Origin of the sequence: Lactobacillus sp. M0396, assembly GCF_016101625.1 — a bacterium.
Lineage (GTDB): Bacteria > Bacillota > Bacilli > Lactobacillales > Lactobacillaceae > Lactobacillus > Lactobacillus huangpiensis.
The window spans coordinates 71870-89253 of the sequence record NZ_JACFQE010000007.1; the positions used below are offsets into that span (position 1 = coordinate 71870).

The 17384-nt window shown below is 36.0% G+C and carries 22 protein-coding genes; 15 read left to right on the forward strand and 7 right to left on the reverse strand.

Annotated features, from left to right (window positions below; all coding sequences use genetic code 11):
• Nucleotides 1-23: 23 nt before the first annotated feature.
• From H3T43_RS08490 to trxA, 5 genes are all read left to right on the forward strand, one after another.
• The gene (locus H3T43_RS08490) at nucleotides 24-281 is read left to right on the forward strand and encodes an IreB family regulatory phosphoprotein (RefSeq protein ID WP_034980704.1); all 258 of its coding nucleotides are present in this window, start codon (nucleotides 24-26) and stop codon (nucleotides 279-281) included.
• A complete protein-coding gene (gene ruvX, locus H3T43_RS08495; protein WP_034980707.1) occupies nucleotides 281-709 on the forward strand; it encodes a Holliday junction resolvase RuvX in 429 nt (142 codons plus the stop codon). The genes H3T43_RS08490 and ruvX overlap by 1 nt, the downstream gene beginning before the upstream one ends.
• A gap of 1 nt (nucleotide 710) precedes the next feature.
• Nucleotides 711-1016, forward strand: coding sequence for a DUF1292 domain-containing protein (locus H3T43_RS08500; RefSeq protein WP_034980709.1), 306 nt, complete (start codon nucleotides 711-713; stop codon nucleotides 1014-1016).
• 53 nt (nucleotides 1017-1069) lie between these two features.
• On the forward strand, nucleotides 1070-3424 hold the full coding sequence (locus H3T43_RS08505; RefSeq protein ID WP_198213946.1) for an endonuclease MutS2: 2355 nt from the start codon (nucleotides 1070-1072) through the stop codon (nucleotides 3422-3424).
• Between the two features lie 85 nt (nucleotides 3425-3509).
• Nucleotides 3510-3821 carry a thioredoxin gene (gene trxA, locus H3T43_RS08510; RefSeq protein ID WP_034980713.1) on the forward strand — a complete coding sequence of 104 codons (312 nt, stop codon included), beginning with the start codon at nucleotides 3510-3512 and terminating at the stop codon, nucleotides 3819-3821.
• A gap of 26 nt (nucleotides 3822-3847) precedes the next feature.
• Here trxA and mscL read toward each other — a convergent pair whose 3' ends face one another.
• Nucleotides 3848-4219 (reverse strand): large-conductance mechanosensitive channel protein MscL, encoded by a 372-nt coding sequence (gene mscL / locus H3T43_RS08515; protein ID WP_034980715.1) that lies wholly within the window; start codon nucleotides 4217-4219, stop codon nucleotides 3848-3850.
• 72 nt (nucleotides 4220-4291) lie between these two features.
• Nucleotides 4292-4699, reverse strand: coding sequence for a YslB family protein (locus H3T43_RS08520; RefSeq protein WP_198213948.1), 408 nt, complete (start codon nucleotides 4697-4699; stop codon nucleotides 4292-4294).
• 81 nt (nucleotides 4700-4780) lie between these two features.
• Here H3T43_RS08520 and murI point away from each other — a divergent pair, with 81 nt between their 5' ends.
• Nucleotides 4781-5569 carry a glutamate racemase gene (gene murI, locus H3T43_RS08525; RefSeq protein WP_198213950.1) on the forward strand — a complete coding sequence of 263 codons (789 nt, stop codon included), beginning with the start codon at nucleotides 4781-4783 and terminating at the stop codon, nucleotides 5567-5569.
• 13 nt (nucleotides 5570-5582) lie between these two features.
• Entirely contained in the window at nucleotides 5583-6197 is a 615-nt protein-coding gene (locus tag H3T43_RS08530) for an XTP/dITP diphosphatase (RefSeq protein ID WP_198213952.1), read from the forward strand.
• 95 nt (nucleotides 6198-6292) lie between these two features.
• Here H3T43_RS08530 and H3T43_RS08535 read toward each other — a convergent pair whose 3' ends face one another.
• Nucleotides 6293-7108 (reverse strand): mechanosensitive ion channel family protein, encoded by an 816-nt coding sequence (locus tag H3T43_RS08535; protein ID WP_198213954.1) that lies wholly within the window; start codon nucleotides 7106-7108, stop codon nucleotides 6293-6295.
• 111 nt (nucleotides 7109-7219) lie between these two features.
• On the opposite strand from H3T43_RS08535, the gene H3T43_RS08540 reads away from it, so the two are divergent.
• Nucleotides 7220-7645 carry a DUF948 domain-containing protein gene (locus tag H3T43_RS08540; RefSeq protein WP_198213955.1) on the forward strand — a complete coding sequence of 142 codons (426 nt, stop codon included), beginning with the start codon at nucleotides 7220-7222 and terminating at the stop codon, nucleotides 7643-7645.
• A gap of 17 nt (nucleotides 7646-7662) precedes the next feature.
• Nucleotides 7663-8079: a DUF1269 domain-containing protein gene (locus H3T43_RS08545; protein ID WP_198213956.1), complete on the forward strand. Its 417-nt coding sequence runs from the start codon at nucleotides 7663-7665 to the stop codon at nucleotides 8077-8079.
• 80 nt (nucleotides 8080-8159) lie between these two features.
• Here the strand turns inward: H3T43_RS08545 and H3T43_RS08550 are convergent, their stop codons facing one another.
• A complete protein-coding gene (locus H3T43_RS08550; RefSeq protein ID WP_198213957.1) occupies nucleotides 8160-9260 on the reverse strand; it encodes an aminopeptidase P family protein in 1101 nt (366 codons plus the stop codon).
• Nucleotides 9261-9409: 149 nt separating this feature from the next.
• Between H3T43_RS08550 and H3T43_RS08555 the strand changes: the two genes are divergently transcribed.
• Nucleotides 9410-10411 (forward strand): substrate-binding domain-containing protein, encoded by a 1002-nt coding sequence (locus tag H3T43_RS08555; protein WP_198213958.1) that lies wholly within the window; start codon nucleotides 9410-9412, stop codon nucleotides 10409-10411.
• A 31-nt stretch (nucleotides 10412-10442) separates the two neighbouring features.
• Here the strand turns inward: H3T43_RS08555 and H3T43_RS08560 are convergent, their stop codons facing one another.
• Nucleotides 10443-11831, reverse strand: a complete 1389-nt coding sequence (locus H3T43_RS08560; protein WP_198213959.1) for a glycerophosphodiester phosphodiesterase — start codon at nucleotides 11829-11831, stop codon at nucleotides 10443-10445.
• Between the two features lie 85 nt (nucleotides 11832-11916).
• Here H3T43_RS08560 and H3T43_RS08565 point away from each other — a divergent pair, with 85 nt between their 5' ends.
• Genes H3T43_RS08565 through H3T43_RS08585 form a run of 5 tightly spaced genes read left to right on the forward strand, consistent with a single transcriptional unit; the run spans nucleotide 11917 to nucleotide 15596 of the window.
• Entirely contained in the window at nucleotides 11917-12249 is a 333-nt protein-coding gene (locus H3T43_RS08565) for a hypothetical protein (protein ID WP_045927662.1), read from the forward strand.
• An 11-nt stretch (nucleotides 12250-12260) separates the two neighbouring features.
• Nucleotides 12261-13658, forward strand: coding sequence for a bifunctional UDP-sugar hydrolase/5'-nucleotidase (locus H3T43_RS08570; RefSeq protein WP_198213960.1), 1398 nt, complete (start codon nucleotides 12261-12263; stop codon nucleotides 13656-13658).
• Complete coding sequence (locus H3T43_RS08575; RefSeq protein ID WP_198213962.1) at nucleotides 13636-14214, forward strand: YutD family protein; 579 nt, start codon at nucleotides 13636-13638, stop codon at nucleotides 14212-14214. Before H3T43_RS08570 ends, H3T43_RS08575 begins: the two co-directional genes overlap by 23 nt.
• Nucleotides 14215-14991 carry a TIGR01457 family HAD-type hydrolase gene (locus tag H3T43_RS08580; RefSeq protein ID WP_198213964.1) on the forward strand — a complete coding sequence of 259 codons (777 nt, stop codon included), beginning with the start codon at nucleotides 14215-14217 and terminating at the stop codon, nucleotides 14989-14991.
• Complete coding sequence (locus tag H3T43_RS08585; RefSeq protein ID WP_045927666.1) at nucleotides 14988-15596, forward strand: TIGR01906 family membrane protein; 609 nt, start codon at nucleotides 14988-14990, stop codon at nucleotides 15594-15596. Before H3T43_RS08580 ends, H3T43_RS08585 begins: the two co-directional genes overlap by 4 nt.
• A gap of 10 nt (nucleotides 15597-15606) precedes the next feature.
• On the opposite strand, the gene H3T43_RS08590 is transcribed toward H3T43_RS08585, so the two are convergent.
• On the reverse strand, nucleotides 15607-16257 hold the full coding sequence (locus H3T43_RS08590) for a VTT domain-containing protein (protein ID WP_198213966.1): 651 nt from the start codon (nucleotides 16255-16257) through the stop codon (nucleotides 15607-15609).
• A 9-nt stretch (nucleotides 16258-16266) separates the two neighbouring features.
• The gene (locus tag H3T43_RS08595; protein ID WP_370520804.1) at nucleotides 16267-17187 is read right to left on the reverse strand and encodes an NAD(P)/FAD-dependent oxidoreductase; all 921 of its coding nucleotides are present in this window, start codon (nucleotides 17185-17187) and stop codon (nucleotides 16267-16269) included.
• Between the last annotated feature and the right edge of the window lie 197 nt (nucleotides 17188-17384).

Sequence of the window (17384 nt, forward strand, 5' to 3'; positions counted from 1 at the left end):
AAATTGTGCTAGGAGGAATGATTATGAGTTCGCTAGATAAGACAATGCACTTTGACTTTAATGAAAATAAAGGCAAAAACGTTCATGACACTCTGCAAGATGTTTATAATGCTCTGGAAGAGAAGGGCTATAATCCAGTTAATCAGATTGTCGGGTATTTATTGTCTGGCGATCCAGCCTATATTCCACGGCATAATGATGCTCGTAAACTAATTTTAAAACACGAACGTGATGAAATTATTGAAGAGCTTGTCAAAAATTATCTTGGAAAAGATAAATAATGCGATTAGTTGGTTTAGATGTTGGATCAAAGACAGTAGGCGTTGCAGTTAGTGATGAATTAGGCATCACTGCGCAAATGCTTGAAACTATCCCTATCGATGAAACGCGTTATAATTTTGGTATGCGTGCAATTAAAAAGATTGTGCGACAATATGAACCAGCGGGTTTTGTTTTAGGTTTGCCCAAAAATATGGATGGATCTTCTGGCGTTGCGGTTGCGCGAAGTAAGGCATACGGTGAAAGGCTTGAAAAGAAGTTTGGTTTGCCAGTGCATTATTCTGATGAGAGACTAACTACAGTTGAATCTGAACGTGTTTTAGTTGAAGAAGCAGATATGCACAACCGCCACCAACGTAAAAAAGTGATTGACCAAATGGCCGCTGTCTTGATTTTACAAAATTATTTGGATCTAAACCGAAAGGATTAATATGACACAAGAAGTTAACGGTGATGACCGTCAAATTACCTTGATTGATGATCAAGGCAACGAAGAATTATATGAAATTTTATTTACATTTCATTCTGATGATTATGATAAATCATATGTTCTGCTTTATCCGGCAGCTGCCAGTGATGATGAGGAAATTGAAGTTTTGGCTTTTAGTTATGACTCCGATTCCGAAGGTGATGTCACTAGCAGTGATTTACACGAGATTGAAGCAGATGATGAATGGAATATGGTTCAAGGAGTTTTGAACACATTTTTGGACGATGACCGATTAAGTGGTGAATAAAAGAGACTGGCTGGGCCAGCCTTTTTTATTCAAGATTAATAATTTAGAAACTAATGAATGATAAGATATTAGAAACTTTAGAATTTGCAAAAATTACTGAACAACTGCAACAAATAGCGATTACTACACCAGCTAAAATGGCAGCTTTTAATCTTGTACCAAGTGATGACTTTGCTCAAGTAGAACTTGCACTGAAGCAGACTTTGGCGGGTGCTGATATTTTGCGGATTAAGGGACAACTGCCTTTAACGGATTTTGCTGATGTTGGACCGAGTATTAAGCGCTTGCGGATCAAAGCTAATTTGAATGCAAAGGAATTAGGCAACTTATTGCTGGTTTTAGCACTTGCTAATGAAATCAATGACTTTTTTAGTGAAGATGATAAAGAAAAACTGAATTTAGCAGCAATAGACTCCATCTTGGCAAAACTAGATGTGCCTCAATCACTGTTCAAGCAGCTTAGTCGTTCGCTGGATTTTGACGGGGAAGTTCTTGATACTGCATCTGCTGAATTATCCCATTTACGTCACGAAATCAAAAATAATGATGCAGAAATTAAAGATAAAATGGACAGCTACACAAAAGGAAATAGTAGCAAGTACTTATCCGAGCAGATCGTGACTATTCGTGATGACCGTTATGTTATTCCGGTTAAACAAGAGTATCGTAATAAATTTGGTGGTGTCGTTCACGATCAGAGTGCTAGTGGTCAAACTTTATTTATTGAACCAAGTGCAGTTTTAAATCTCAACAATCGTCAGCAAAATCTTTTGGCGCAAGAAAAAAGGGAGATTAGTCGGATTTTACGTAATCTGTCAGATTTAGTACGTCCCGAAGCTGACAGCATTAATACGATTGCAAGTTCTTTGGTTGAACTTGATTTTATCCAAGCAAAAGCAAAACTGGCTCATGTCATGAAAGCTACCGAACCAAAGTTGACTCATAACCAGTCATTACTATTTTTGCAGGCACGACATCCTTTAATTGACCCTAAAAAAGTCGTTGCCAACGACATACGACTTGGTGAAGATTACGATACTATATTAATTACTGGCCCCAACACTGGTGGGAAAACCATTACATTAAAAACAGTAGGGATATTGCAGCTAATGGTGCAATCAGGTCTGTTTATTCCAGTTGCAGAGGGAAGCAAAGCAGGTGTGTTCAAAGACATTTGTGCTGATATTGGAGATGAACAATCTATTGAGCAATCGCTTAGTACTTTCTCCTCACATATTAACGGTATTGTTAAAATAATGAAAAGCGTCAATGCTGAAACTCTTGTTTTGATTGATGAAATTGGAGCTGGGACTGACCCAGAAGAAGGAGCAAGTCTTGCAATCAGTATTTTGGATTTCTTACGTCAAAAGAAGGCCAAAATAATCGTCACAACACACTACCCAGAACTCAAACTTTATGGTTATAATCGGGAAAGAACGACTAACGCTTCAATGGAGTTTGATCTAAAAACACTGTCTCCAACCTATCGTTTACAGATCGGTATTCCAGGTCACAGTAACGCCTTTGCTATTGTCCGCAGGCTGGGGATGCGTGAGGATGTGGTTAAAAAAGCTCAGGGATTAATGAGTGATGAAAATGTTGATATTAACCAAATGATTACTGAGTTGACAAAACAAACCAAAGCTGCTTCGGATGCTCGCAGTCATTTAACAACTAGTCTTGATCGGGCTAAAAAACTTGAAATAAAATTGCAACAGGCTTTGGATTGGTATAATCAGCGTGTGCAAAAGCAACTGGAATTTGCACAGGAAAGAGCTAATGAAGTAGTCACAAAAAGTCGTAAGAAGGCTGATAAAATCATAGAGCAGCTTGAACAGCAAAAGGGCAAAGTTAAACAAAATGAAATTATTGCTGCTAAAGGTGAATTTAATCAGCTTGAACGGCAAAATGAAAATTTGGCTCATAATCGCGTTTTGCAACGCGAAAAGAGACGTCACCATGTCAATGTAGGTGATAAGGTAAAAGTACTTTCTTACGGACAAACTGGCACTATTACCAAAAAATTATCCGAACATGAATATGAAGTCCAAATGGGTATCATTAAAGTAAAAGTTAGTGATCGAGACATAGAAAAAATCGGATCACAAAAAGAATCACAATCTACTAAGCAAGTTCGCGCTATTAGTGCAAGCAGGCGGAGCAATGTGAGAAGTGAGCTTGACTTGCGCGGTCAGCGTTATGATGAAGCGATGACTAATCTAGATCGCTATATAGATTCTGTACTGCTGGCAGGACTTGATGTTGTCACGATTATTCATGGAATTGGCACTGGCGCAATTAGAAAAGGAGTTTGGAAGTATCTAAAATCAAGCAAGCATGTGAAAAGCTTTAACTACGCTCCGGCAAATGAGGGCGGCAACGGAGCTACTATCGTGCATTTGCAATAAACTGATTTACTTGTAAAAAGTAAGTCTGCTTGCTATAATTAAAATATCAATAGATAACTATTTTTTCCTTAAAGGAGGTTTTTTCATGGTTGATGAGCTTACAGATCAAAACTTTGAAGAAGAAACAAAAGACGGCGTCGTTTTAACAGACTTTTGGGCAACCTGGTGTGGACCTTGTAAAATGCAATCACCAGTAGTTGATGAACTGGCTGAAGAGAGGCAAGACGTTAAATTTACTAAGATGGATGTTGATCAAAATAAAGAAGTACCTAGTTCCTTAGGAGTAATGGCAATTCCAACTTTATTAATTAAAAAGAATGGTGAAATTGTTGATCGTATTACCGGTTATACTCCAAAAGCAAAACTTAGTCAGATTTTGGATCAATATACAAAATAAAAAATTCCTGCATTTGCAGGAATTTTTTAATTGCTTTTTTCTTTTAATAAATCACGTATTTCCTTGAGATAGTCTTCAGCAGATGGACCAGCAGGTTGCTGCTTCTCATTGTGTTTCATTACTTTATTGACAGCTTTAACTAGTAAGAAGACTATGAAAGCGATGATTAGAAAGTTAATTACAGTATTGATAAATTCACCGTATTTAAATGTGGCACCACCAGCTTTAAATACAAGATTAGACAAATCAATTTTACCGATGAACAAACCTATAAGCGGGTTAATTAAATTGTTTACCAGAGAATTAACAATGTTAGTAAAAGCCCCACCAATAATTACACCTACAGCCAGATCAATGACATTACCACGTTGAATAAATTCTTTAAATTCTTTTAGCATTTTATTTCCTCCATTCTTACTTTAATCATATTGCAAAAATGGTAAAAAACTAAATTATTTGTTTCTGGAAGTTTAATCAAACTTAGCAATTAATTTAACTTCTTTTTTCCGTTCATCAACTTTGATCTCGCACTCCGTTGTGCGACCTGTTTCCTTTTCAACTGCTTCTGCAATAATGCCAGCTTCAAGAGAAAATTCTCGACTGCCACTATTAATTCGATCAGTTACATTTTGTCCCTTGAGCATAAATATTTCTTCGCTGTGATGGCTTCTTGTTTTTTCTAAGTTGCCAAATTCAGTGGTTGCAAAAAAACTAACCACATCTTCAAATGATAACAGATCGTATTTACGGGCGATTCGCTTGCCACCCCAATAAAGAATCGCTTCATTGTCTTCGCCTAAAATCGTCGGCAGTAGGAAATCACGATAAAGTTGATTCACAAAATAAACATGTTCGTGTTGCTGGTTATTGTTTTGCATACAGAAATTCATCCCTTTTATTTTCTTATATTTTACCGTAAAATTGATTGAAGTATAAATTATTTAGGGGAGACTTTTATAATGGATAATCGACCAATTGGTTTGCTAGATTCTGGAGTTGGTGGATTGACAGTAGTCAAAAAGATCGTTGCCAAAATGCCACATGAAGCGACCGTTTTTATTGGAGATAATGCTCATATTCCTTATGGTGATAAGTCTAAAGCGGAAATTATCGCGCTTACTAAGCAGAGTGTTAACTTTTTGCTCAGCAAAAACGTCAAATTGATCATTTTTGCTTGTAACACAGCCACGGCAGTGGCTATGAAAGCTATTCAAAAAGAAATTGAACCGCAAATTATAGGTGTGGTTCAGTCAGGAGCCGTTGCGGCAGTATATGCAACAAAAAATAAAAATGTTGCAGTCGTGGCCACCAAGATGACTGTGGGCTTACATGCATATCAAGCGGAAATTCAGGCACGTGATCCCCAAATAACGGTGAACGAACTAGCTACCCCACAAATTGTACCTCTAATTGAAGCCAATGCGGGACATCAAGCTTATGTTTCTGCTCTTAAAAAGATTTTATTGCCAATAAATGATTTAAATATTGATACTCTAGTCTTAGGATGTACTCATTATCCAATTATCCGCAATGAATTTGCCCAATGCTTGAAACCCGATATACAAATAATAGATCCGGCAGATCAAGTTGCGAACTATACATATAATGTTATGAAAAATAATCAGATGTTTACTTCTAGTTCAGCTAAAGGAAAGCATGAATACTATACTACAGGTGATGTCAAAATGTTTGATGAACTTGGTAAAACAGTATTGCAGGATGAAAATTTTAACGGACACCATCTTTAATAAAGGAGAAAAAATGGAAATATTATTTGCTACTACAAATAAAGGAAAAGTCAAAGAGCTAAAATCAGCATTTAAAACTTCTGCAATTAATGTTAGCCTCAAAACAAATGCTGATTTAGATAGACCACCTGTAGTTGATGAATATGGAATAACTTTTGAGCAAAACGCTAAGTTGAAGGCCCACGAGTTAGCAGATTACAGCCATATGTTGACAATAGCTGATGATTCTGGATTAATCGTTGATGCACTTGATGGTGCTCCTGGAGTTCATTCTGCACGTTTTGCAGGTCCCGAGCATAATGACCAAAAGAATAATGCCAAATTGCTTGCAGAACTTGGCGGAGTGCCTTTAAAAAAACGGACTGCCAGGTTTAATACTACAATCGTAGTTTCTAAGCCAGGTCATTTTGACCAGGATTTAGTTGTTTCAGGTCAGTGTGAAGGCTTAATTTTACCCGCGCCTCAGGGCGATGATGGATTTGGCTATGATCCCCTTTTTTATGTGCCTGAAAAGCAGAAAACTTTTGCAGAGATGACAATAGCTGAAAAAAATAGTCTCTCTCATAGGGGAAAAGCGATATCTCAATTACTTAAAGAGTTACCTAACTGGCTGGCTCAGTTTGAATAAATAAAAATACTGATGAAAATCTCTAGTAATATCTCAACAAAAATAATAATAAGTTTGTTGAATTTACCATATTTGATTTTTATCAGTTTTTATTTTTATTCTGCCAATAAAATTTTATTTTCGGGTAAAATTTTTAAATATTGTGTCAGGTACTCATCTTGAACTTCTTTTTCATGGCCAGGTTTGACTTGAAAATGAACAACATAATTGACAGTTTGTGCTGTTTGTTCTGTGATACCAACTATTTTAGGTTCTTGCACTAGAAAATCAAAATTAGTACTCAATTTATTATTAATTTGGTTAATAATATCGTGAACTTTTGAAAAGTCATTATTGGCTTTAAGCTGCATTGTTATATCCAAACCAATGCCACCGTGAGCCAGATTTTGAACTATTGAAATGTTGCGATTGGGAATGTAGATAATAGAACCATCGGATCCTTTAAGTCTGGTAGTTCGTAGACCCAACTGAACTACAACTCCTGTTTGATTGTTAATGGAAACAATGTCACCCACATCAAACTGATCTTCGCTTAAGATGAAAAAGCCGTTGACCAAATCACTGACAAATCCTTGCGCTCCCATACCTAAAGCTAATGAAAAAATACCGGCACTTGCAAGCAGAGTTCCAATTGGAATGCCTAAAATAGATAATACCGCAAATAAGTAAAAGAAGATTACTGTATATTCAAAGATACTGTTAATTAATGCCGTAACAGTTTGTGTTCTCTTATTTTGCTTTCTTTTACTGCGCTTTAAATAATGGCTGATAATTTTTTTGCCAAAATGATCAATTAAGTAAAAAACTATGGATGAAATTGCTAACTGCCAGACAATTGCCAAAACTTGTTCACCCAGTCTGTCCCAGTTGAATTTGAGGACATTTTTGTTGATTTGAAATATTTTATTCATTGTAATTACCTTTCGTATATGCATATTAACTATAACAAAATATGACATATAGATTGAGATTAAAGCATTTTCATGCTAGACTTTTTTTAGGTATAGAATTGGAGGTAAAAGATGAAATTTTCTTATGGTGCATTAGCAGGGTTGATTGCTGCCATTGCATTATTAATTTTAGTACTTTTCACAATTCCAGTGCTTATTCGAGCCGCAAAAGCTACTAGAGAAGCAGAAAAAACGATCCGAAGTGCTAATGAGTCGATTCAACAAACTTCTGAAGATGTGAATGATTTACTTCATCAGACTGGGGATTTGCTGGATAAAACCAATGTCTTGCTAGCAGATGTTAATGTTAAAATGAAAACTATTGACCCTGTTGTTCAGGCAGCAGCTGATCTAGGCAAAAGCGTTTCAGATGTTAATACCTCTACCAGAAAAATGGCAAAACGTTTCAATAATTTTCATTGGAAACGTAATGGATTGATGTCATCTGCTTTAGCATCGGTGTTCGCACGGCATAAGCGACGAAAAGGTGAAGATTAGTAAAAGGAGTTACTTTTATGAAAAAATTTGTAAGTTTTGTTTTAGGTACTATTGTTGGGACCGCAGCAGGGTTCCTTGCTGGTTCTCTATTAGTAAGTGATGACCAAATCGACGAATTGAAGAAAAAAGTTAAGAACAATGAAACTGTTCAAGACTTAAAGAAAAAATATGATAACGGTACAGAAATAGTAAAGAATCAACTGGCTTCATTCCCTAAGAATGTAGAGGATGATTCAGAACTAAAGGATTTTGATGATATCGTTATTGATAATTCAAAAGATGATGACGCGCAGGATAAAGATCATGCTCAAGATGTAGCGAATGATCTGCATCATGCAGAAACAAATGATGATTTTAATCATCCGGAACCTCCAAAGCCTGAAGGTCCATCTGATCCGTCTGATGCACCTGTCGACCCATATTCCAGACCATAAAATTAATTAAAAATGGCGCTAGCAGAAAAGATATTGCTGCTAGTGCCATTTTTGTTTAGTCAAACAATTTAAGTTCTTGTTTAAAGAGGCAGAACTTTGAGTTCCTTACTGGTGTGAGTAAATGGCTTATAACCATCTTTAGTAACGACTCCACAATCCTCAATTCTGACACCCGCAACATTTGGAATGTAAATCCCGGGTTCAATTGAAAAACACATTCCCTCTTCAATTATGAGATCATTACCTTGGACAATTGAAGGATATTCGTGAACTTCTTTTCCGATTCCATGACCTAAACGGTGAATAAAATATTCTCCATAGCCGGCTTTTTTAATGATATCCCGGGCAACACTGTCGAGTTCAGAAGCTGTCATACCTGGTCTGACCGCATCGATAGCAGCTTGTTGAGCTTCACGATCAATTTCATAAATTTCTCTTTCCTTAGCCGTTGGCTCGCCATAAGCAACGGTTCGACTGGAATCTGAAGCATAACCATTGTGCATAGTACCCAGATCAAAAAGAACTAATTCATTTGGCTTAACTTTATTCATAGTAGGACCTAGATGAGGATTGGCAGCATTGGCACCAGCCTGCACAATAGTTTCAAAACTTTCATGCATTACTCCTTTTTGCACTTTGAGCTGATACTCAATTTGTCCTGCTATATATCTTTCAGTTACGCCCTCTTTAATTGCGTCGAAACCAATTTGAAATGCAAAATCTGCTTCACGTCCTGCGGCCTGCAATTGTTTAATTTCCTCAGGAGTTTTATAAAGACGAATTTTATTAACAAAATTTGAAAGGTCACCCTCAAAATTTGCATCTGGAAATTGTTCATGAATGAGTTGGTAGTGGGAAACAGAAAGGTTATTTTTCTCTAAAGCCCATTTTTGATATTCTTTTGTTCTACTTTTTACCTTGTCAGCAATAATTTCCCACGGATTTTCTGAATCCAGATAGCCGTATACATCACCGTTCCAGGCTGAGTTTTTTGCTTCTTCAACGTTTAAAGCTGGCACGAACACAAATGGATCTTGGTCCTTGAATGCTAAAAGGGCAAAAATTCGTTCGTGAGGCTCCATATCATATCCGGTAAAGTAGGCAATTGTAGTTGGGTTAGAAATATAGGCAACATCGTTGTCAGAACTTTGCAGCCATTCTTGTAATTTTGTTAAATTCATAGCTTCTTCCTTCCATTTTGAATTCATAGTTAAAGAAAGTATATCATGTTCTCGACTTGAAAAAATGAAAGAATAGTTGTAAACGTTTGCACTTTCCTGAAAAAAATGATAAATTTTATACTAGTAAAATTAAGATGGGGGAACCAAGAATGCGTAAACAAGATATTACAATTTATGATGTAGCTCGTGAGGCTAAAGTATCAATGGCCACAGTTTCACGAGTAGTTAATGGCAATACAAATGTGCGTAAAGATACGCGCGATCGAGTAATGAAAGTAATCAACCGGTTGCACTACCAACCTAATGCCGTAGCTCAAGGTCTTGCGTCCAAAAGAACTACTACGGTTGGGTTAATTGTACCGGATTTAACCAACCTTTATTTTGCAGAGTTGTCAAAAGGTATTGATGATATTGCTCTTTTGTACAAATACAATATCATCATTACCAGTATTGAAAACCGTTTGATGAGAGAAGACCAGGCGATTCAAGGGTTGCTTAATAAACAGGTTGATGGGGTAATTTACATGTCAGATACACTGCCTGAAGAAGCGGTTGAAGCTTTTAAGCGTACTGATACTCCAGTGGTTCTGGCAGGGACTAAAGATAGTCACAGTGAATTTCCGTCAGTTGCCATAGATTATAAAAAGGCAGATACAGAAGCCTTAAATCTACTTTATAATGATGGCAGAAAGAATTTGGCTTTGGTATTAGGCAATCCTAATACTGTAGTTAATGTACAAAACAGAATTCCAGCTTACAAGAAATTTATGTCAGATCATAACTTAGGTGAAGGTCATATTTATTCTAATGTTAAGGATCATTCTGACGGATATAATTTATTGTCACAATTAGATCAGGATGGTGTCGATGGCGTAATTGTAACCAATGATGTTACTGCTGTTGGCATTTTGAATTCCGCAATTGATGCTGGTAAAAATGTGCCTGAAGAATTAGAAATAATTACTGCAAGTGCTACGCAAATTGCCTCAGTTGTCCGTCCCGCTTTGACAGCTATTCGGCAACCACTTTATGATATTGGTGCAGTATCAATGAGAATGCTCACTAAGCTAATGAATAATGAAGAAGTGCCGGAAACACAGATTGAACTTCCTTATGAAATATTAAAAAAGCAAAGTACAACAAATGAATAAAGATTGTTTATCATATAAAAAGTGTTGCAAGTTAGTCATGCAACACTTTTTTAGTTGTTAATTTTTGAATTTGCCTTATTTGTTCCCATGTATTGAGAGGCTCGGCAGATTTCAATGGTAGGTAAGGAGTTAACGCAATATTAGAATAACGACTCATCCGTGGTAAATGACGATAATTTTGCCAACTAGCTTCGTCAAAAAAGCCATAAAATAGAATGTCACGTGCTTTGACCCACCCCAAGGATGTATATAGCCATAAACTTTTGGGACTGCCATTGAAATTCTCTATTTTAAACAAAGTATTGGCAGGTAAAACTTTATTAGTTTTTGATTGATTATCAGGAAAGCGGTAAACATGCACATCTTTTTGAGGCTTGGCTAATACTTGCTTATTTTGATAGGGTGCGATATCTTCAGGCTTTAAATCCATATTAACAAATTCTGCCGAGATAAATGTGTGGTTGGCAATTTGATAATAAAGCTGATTATGGGCTCTGACCCCATACATTACCTCAAATTTTTGCCCCGGATAAACAAACTTATCTTGTTTATCCCGCACATAAGGATTCATCATTGTTTTAGTCTTTTTTTTGCCAAAATAACTGCCACTACGGTGAATGTCATATTTCTTAGTACCTTCTTTTGCCAGTTTGTATTTAAAACCAGTATTAGGGAAATTGGTTACGACACCATCAACATTTTTATTAATTAGCCATTGCCATAAATCAGGGGACTCATCCATTTCAGTCCATACAAAAACCTGCTTATTTAACTGGTGCAGCCAATGTATCAGCCAAGCATGATTTAAAATCAAATCAGAGGAAACATTAACGGCATTTACTTGCGGTAAATTACTAAAATTCATTCTTTTAAGGCTGCCGACAATTAAAATTAGGTAGGCATCGGGCATAATCTTACGGAAGTGAAACAAGCTGGCAACTGAAAAAGAATGGATCATAACCCGTTTCTCCATATGATACTTTTTGACAGTTGCTGCAATTTGGTCTTCTAATTCATAAGACGGATCTATAGAATGATCTATTTTAGTTTCAAGAATAAATTTTGTATTTGGTCTTTTTTGATAGTATTCAAATAATTGTGGTAAACTCATGACATGTTCACCGTTGTCATAGGTTAACTCGCTAAGTGCCCGCCAATTATTTTGTGATACAATTGCATGTGTATGGGTCACGCGAAACAAGTCATCATCGTGTGAAACAACTAACTCTCCATCTGCAGAAAGATGGAGGTCAAGTTCAACGTAATCAGCACCCGAATTAAAAGCAGAGTTGTCACTTTGAATAGTTTCTTCAGGATATTTGCTGGGGTCGCCCCGATGGCCGACCACAGTGAAACCACAGGTTGTAATAAAAATGATGCTAAAAATGAGAGCCCTGATTAATTGGCTTTGATATTTCATGTGTACACCTCTATTGTTAATTACAATAGCATGGTTGCACATTTTTTGCTACATGTCACAGATTTAATTTATGCGGGAGATATTGATGAATGAACAATATGAAGAGTTGGATTTAATTGAAGAAATTGTGCGCAACGATGGCAGTAAGTATTTTGAAATTTCCAATATTGATCAAAATGGAATAGCTGAACTTGCCGCAGATCGTGGAAAAATTAAAAGCGTGCGAATTTTGCAATTGAATATTCCACGTACTAAGGCCCTTATTACCTATGAAAAATATATTAATGAAAACTACAAACTTGAAACTTTGACTAATGAAGATGACTGGAAAAATCCTGATTGGGTGGAATGGAAAAAGCCAAAGGGAAAAGTCCTAGATGCATATAATATGGTTTTGAAATCTAATCAAATTGGATAGAGAGCATGATAATGGAAAAAATTCGCATTTTACACACTAATGATTTACATTCACATTTCGAACATTTCCCCAAAATTGGCCGGTATTTGCGGGAAGCTCAAAAAGATAAATCTGTCGATCAGATTCTTACTTTTGATGCTGGTGACTTCATGGATCGTTCTCATCCTTTGACTGATGCGACATATGGCCAAGCTAATATTAAATTAATGAACTCTTTTCATTATGATGCAATTACTATTGGCAACAATGAAGGAATTTCCAATTCACATTGCGTAGTGGAAAAATTATTTGACCATGCTAATTTTCCCGTTATTTTAGCGAATCTGCGAGAAGAAGACGGTTCAATGCCTCATTGGGCTGTTCAAAATAAAATTTTGCTTACCAGAAAGGGTACTCGAATTGGTCTAATCGGTCTGACTGCAGCTTATCCTCTTTCTTATGAACCTAATCACTGGCACGTTAAAATGTTGAAAGAAACAATGGACGGTGTTTTGCCCAAAATGAAGGGCCAGTATGATGTGTTAATTTTAATAACTCATATTGGCTTAAATATGGATACTTTTTTAGCTAGAAATTATCCTCAAATTGACTTGATTGTGGGGGGACACAGTCATGACCTGTTGCCACGTGGTAAAAAGGTGGAAAATGTCTGGATTACTCAAACAGGTAAATGGGGTAATTATGTGGGGGACACTTATATGGAAATCGATGATAATCATCACGTGCAAAAAATCACTCCACATGTTGTGCCCACCAGTTTGATGAAGTCCAATTTAGATGATGAGGAAACCATTTTAGGTTACAGGCAAAAGGGAAAAGAAATCTTAAGTCGCGAACTTGTGGCTGATTTGCCTGAGAAATATGATAATGATCGTGAAGCTGCTCTTCAGGTTTCCATGAATGCCATTGCAAATTTTGCAGGAACAGATTTGGCTATGCTCAGTTCAGGTCTTTTTTTAACACCTTTTAAAAAGGGCATTTTGACTAAATATGATTTGCAAAAAGCATTGCCACATTCAATGCATGTTGTGCGTTCTACTTTGAAAGGCAGTGACTTGTGGCGACTAGTTATGGAAATCGAAAAAAATCGACATTTTTTGGATCAGTTTCCTTTGCAAGGCATGAGTTTTCGAGGAAAAATTTTTGGTCAAATGTACTATAAAGGAATCAAATTTGATCCTATAAGCAGAGTTGTTTTTGTAAATGGCAAGGAAGTTGATCCGTACCAGGAATATCAAATTGCTGTTTTGGATCATTATGTCTTAGTACCATTTTTCCCCACCCTAGCAATTGTTGGTGATAATGACTTTTTGTTCCCCAAATTTTTGCGTGAAGTGGTTGGGGATTATTTAGCAAAAAAGTATCCGTTAACGGGAAGTGAAAGTAATGGTAGAACAAACCAGCAGTAAAAAAGAAAAAGGTAATAAATTTGAGCAAGTTCAGCCATTGCGGCATCCTCTGGCTGTTGTTAGCTTGGATGATGATCAACTAAAAATAAACAAACAGCTTTATCAAGTTATGGTTAATAAGAATGAGGCTCTTGATCTTGAACTTTTACGCCAAAAATATGATCCGTATTTAGATCAATATGATTTTATTGTTGGTGATGTGTCAAGTGAACATTTGCGTTTAAAAGGCTTTTACCAGGATAATGCACAAACAGCAATAGATCGAAAAAAGCAGACTATTGCCGACTATTTACTGGAATACTGCAATCCGGGTGGACCATATTTTGTTTTACAACTTTTAAGTCCGGTTCATCATTATCATTATAATAAAAGAAAAAGGCGAAAAAATTCGTTCAAGAATAGGACGCAGAGCTCGAATCGGAGAAAACTGAATAAACCTTTTAAAAGCTATCATATACGTCCGACCAGAATAAAAAAGCCCGAAACAGTTACTGTAAAAAAAGAACGAACAAACCAACATTCTTTTGTAATAAAAAAAAGAAAGGGCAGTAAGTAAGTGAAAGATTACCGTTTATTTTTAATCGATCTCGATGGCACAATTTATCGCGGTAAGGAAACTATTGCTTCTGGAGTACGTTTTGTTGAGCGCCTTGAACAAATGCATAAGGACTATATTTTTCTGACTAATAATACGACTCGCACTCCGGAAATGGTAGTGAATAAGCTTAAAATTCACGGCATCCAAACTGATATTGCACATATTTATACGCCGTGTATGGCAACAGTAAGTTATATTCTAAATAATGAAAAAGAGCGAACAGACAAAATTGGTGTTTATATAATTGGTCAAATTGGCTTATGGCGTGAATTCATGCAAAATCCAGCTTTTGAACTTAACGATACTAATCCTGAATACGTTGTGGTCGGAATGGATACAGATTTGACTTATCACAAAATTCAAGTGGCCGTGAGTGCAATAAGAAGAGGAGCTGACTTTATTGGTACTAATGCGGATTTAAATTTGCCTAGTGAAAAAGGTTTAATGCCTGGCAACGGTTCTCAGTGTGCAATGATTGCAGCTTCGAGTGGAAAAGAGCCGTTTTTTATTGGAAAGCCTTCTTCTGTGATTATTGATATGTTGTTAGCCAAGCTGCATTTTGCTAAAAAAGATGCGCTTTTGGTAGGTGACAATTACGACACTGATATCAAGGCAGGGTTTAACAGTCATGTTGACCAATTGCTGGTAACTACTGGTATTACACAAGTTGCGGATATTGAAGGTAAAAAGCAACCTACAATTTTGGTTGACAGCTTAGATCAGGTTAAATTATGAACAAAAAAAATAATATTCTAACTATTATTTATAATTTTATTTTTGCTGTTTCTACTAGTGTTGTAACGGCACTAGTTGCTAGTTGGCCCTTATTATTTGTCTTTGTTTTGGTGCAAAAAACAAATAAAACGGTGAATTTATCAGTTGGCCAAGTAATGAGCAACTATAATCAATTAATGTGGTATTTAATTTGGCCCTTTAAACGTAAATTGCGAATGAGTAATTTACATACTTCATCTATGGCCGCAGGTCATTTTGCAGATGTCAAAAAATTATTTGTTTTGGCAATTATTGCTTTTTTATGTTGTTTAATAATACTTTTTTGGTGCAAAAAGCGAAATAAAAAATTTTTGCGTTTAAATAAAGTATGGGCGTTGTTGTTCTTATTGTTACCAGTTGCCATTTTGCCGTTTGCTCTGACTAATTTTGATAATTTTTTTATCACTTTTCATCATTTGTTTTTTGCAGGCAGCAATACCTGGCTATTTGATCCAGTAACAGATCCAATTATTAATGTCCTCACTGAAGGTTTTTTTGCGTCTTGTTTTGCAATTGCTGGTATTGTTTATGAACTGTATTTTGCTGATAAATTATTGCAAAAATAAAAAGGAATTCTTAATGGAACTCCTTTTTGTTTTTAATTCGTTTTTTTAATGCAACTATTAAAATCGGCAGAACAGAAATTAGGATAATTGCGATTAGTAACATTGAGAAATGCTCTTTCACAAATGGTATGTTACCAAAGAATGCACCCAATACCGTAAATAGGCCACTCCAGATTATTCCACCAATTACGTTATAAAGAGCAAATTTGCCATAGTGCATATTGCTGCCACCGGAGATAAAAGGAACAAATGTCCTAATAAAGGGAATGAATCTGCCGATAACAATGGTAATTGGTCCGTGTCTGTTAAAAAAGTTTTCAGCGGCCAGACGATTTTTTTGGTTAATTAGCCTGTTAAACCAAGTATGTTTTGTACCTTGCTTTACAGACCAGGCCCCTATTTCATAATTGCAAGCATCGCCTAAGATAGCCGCAAGCAATACCGCAAAATAAATCCACCAAATGTTCAAATTATATTCTGGGTTAACTGCTAAAGAACTCGCAGCAAAAATTAGTGAATCACCGGGTAAAAAAGGGAAAATAACTAATCCAGTTTCTATAAAAATAATGGCAAAGATAATCAAGTATGTCCAATTGCCAAACTGATTAACTATTTCAATCAGATGATGGTCGATATGCAGAATAAAATTGATTATTGTCATAAACATCTCCTAAATACTGGTTGAATGAATTGTTAAGGTTTTTTCCGGAAAAAGTGAGCGCATGATTGTAGTGATTGCAATTTGTGCTTCTCCAAATCCAAGCCCAATAAGAGGTACGCGCCCAGGATAAGTTGACACATCACCAATTGCATAGATGCCGGGTATATTTGTTTCCATAGAGCGTGATACTTCAATCTGGTTATTGTTTAAGTTGACACCCCACTTTTTTACAAATTGGTTATTAGCACGGAAGCCATACCCAACGATTATTTGATCAAATTGTTCGTAAATAATGTTGCTGGTTCCCATTTCTTTTAAACCGATATTAAGTAGATTATCTCTGATTTGAATTGATTTAGGAAGATAGGGAGTCTGTACTTCAACATTTTTTAAACTTTTAAGTTTTTGAACACTGGATTCTAAACCACGAAATTCATTTCTTCTATGAATTAAATTGATTTTCGTTCCTGGCTGATCTGCTAGTTCAGTCGCCCAATCAAGTGCAGAATCTCCTCCACCGAAGACTCCTATTTTTTTATTTTTAAATTTTTGAGGATCTTTAACATAGTAATGAACTTTTTTTTCAATTTCATTATCCATTTTTAGCGGAAACTTTTTAGGAGTAAACGATCCGGTTCCTGTTGCAATAATTACGCTTTTTACAGAAAAGCTATTATCAATAATAAATTTCTTGTCTGCTTTTTTAAGATCTACGACAGGATGATTTAAGATAAAAGTTGCATTTTGCTTGTTTTCAGTTTGTAACTTTTCGATTAATTCGCAAGCAAGAACAGAATTAAAAGCTGGGATGTCCAAAATCTTTTTAAATGGATAAAGTAGTTTTGGCTGTCCCCCAACTTCTGCAAGTGAGTCAAAAACTACAGTTTTCAGACCATGAAGATGGGCAAAATTAGCACAGAATAATCCTATCGGACCAGCCCCAATAATTGCTAAATCAAATTTTTTTATTTTAAAAACTCCCCTCTAAACCTTGATATAACAACTTTATCATAAAAAAGGAACTAAGTCTTTTCAATAAATCGTAAAAAAGACTTGCAAAAGGCAAAAATAATTGCTAGTATTAATAACTGTCGTCGGGCAATGAGCCGCAAGGCAAGAGGCCCCTA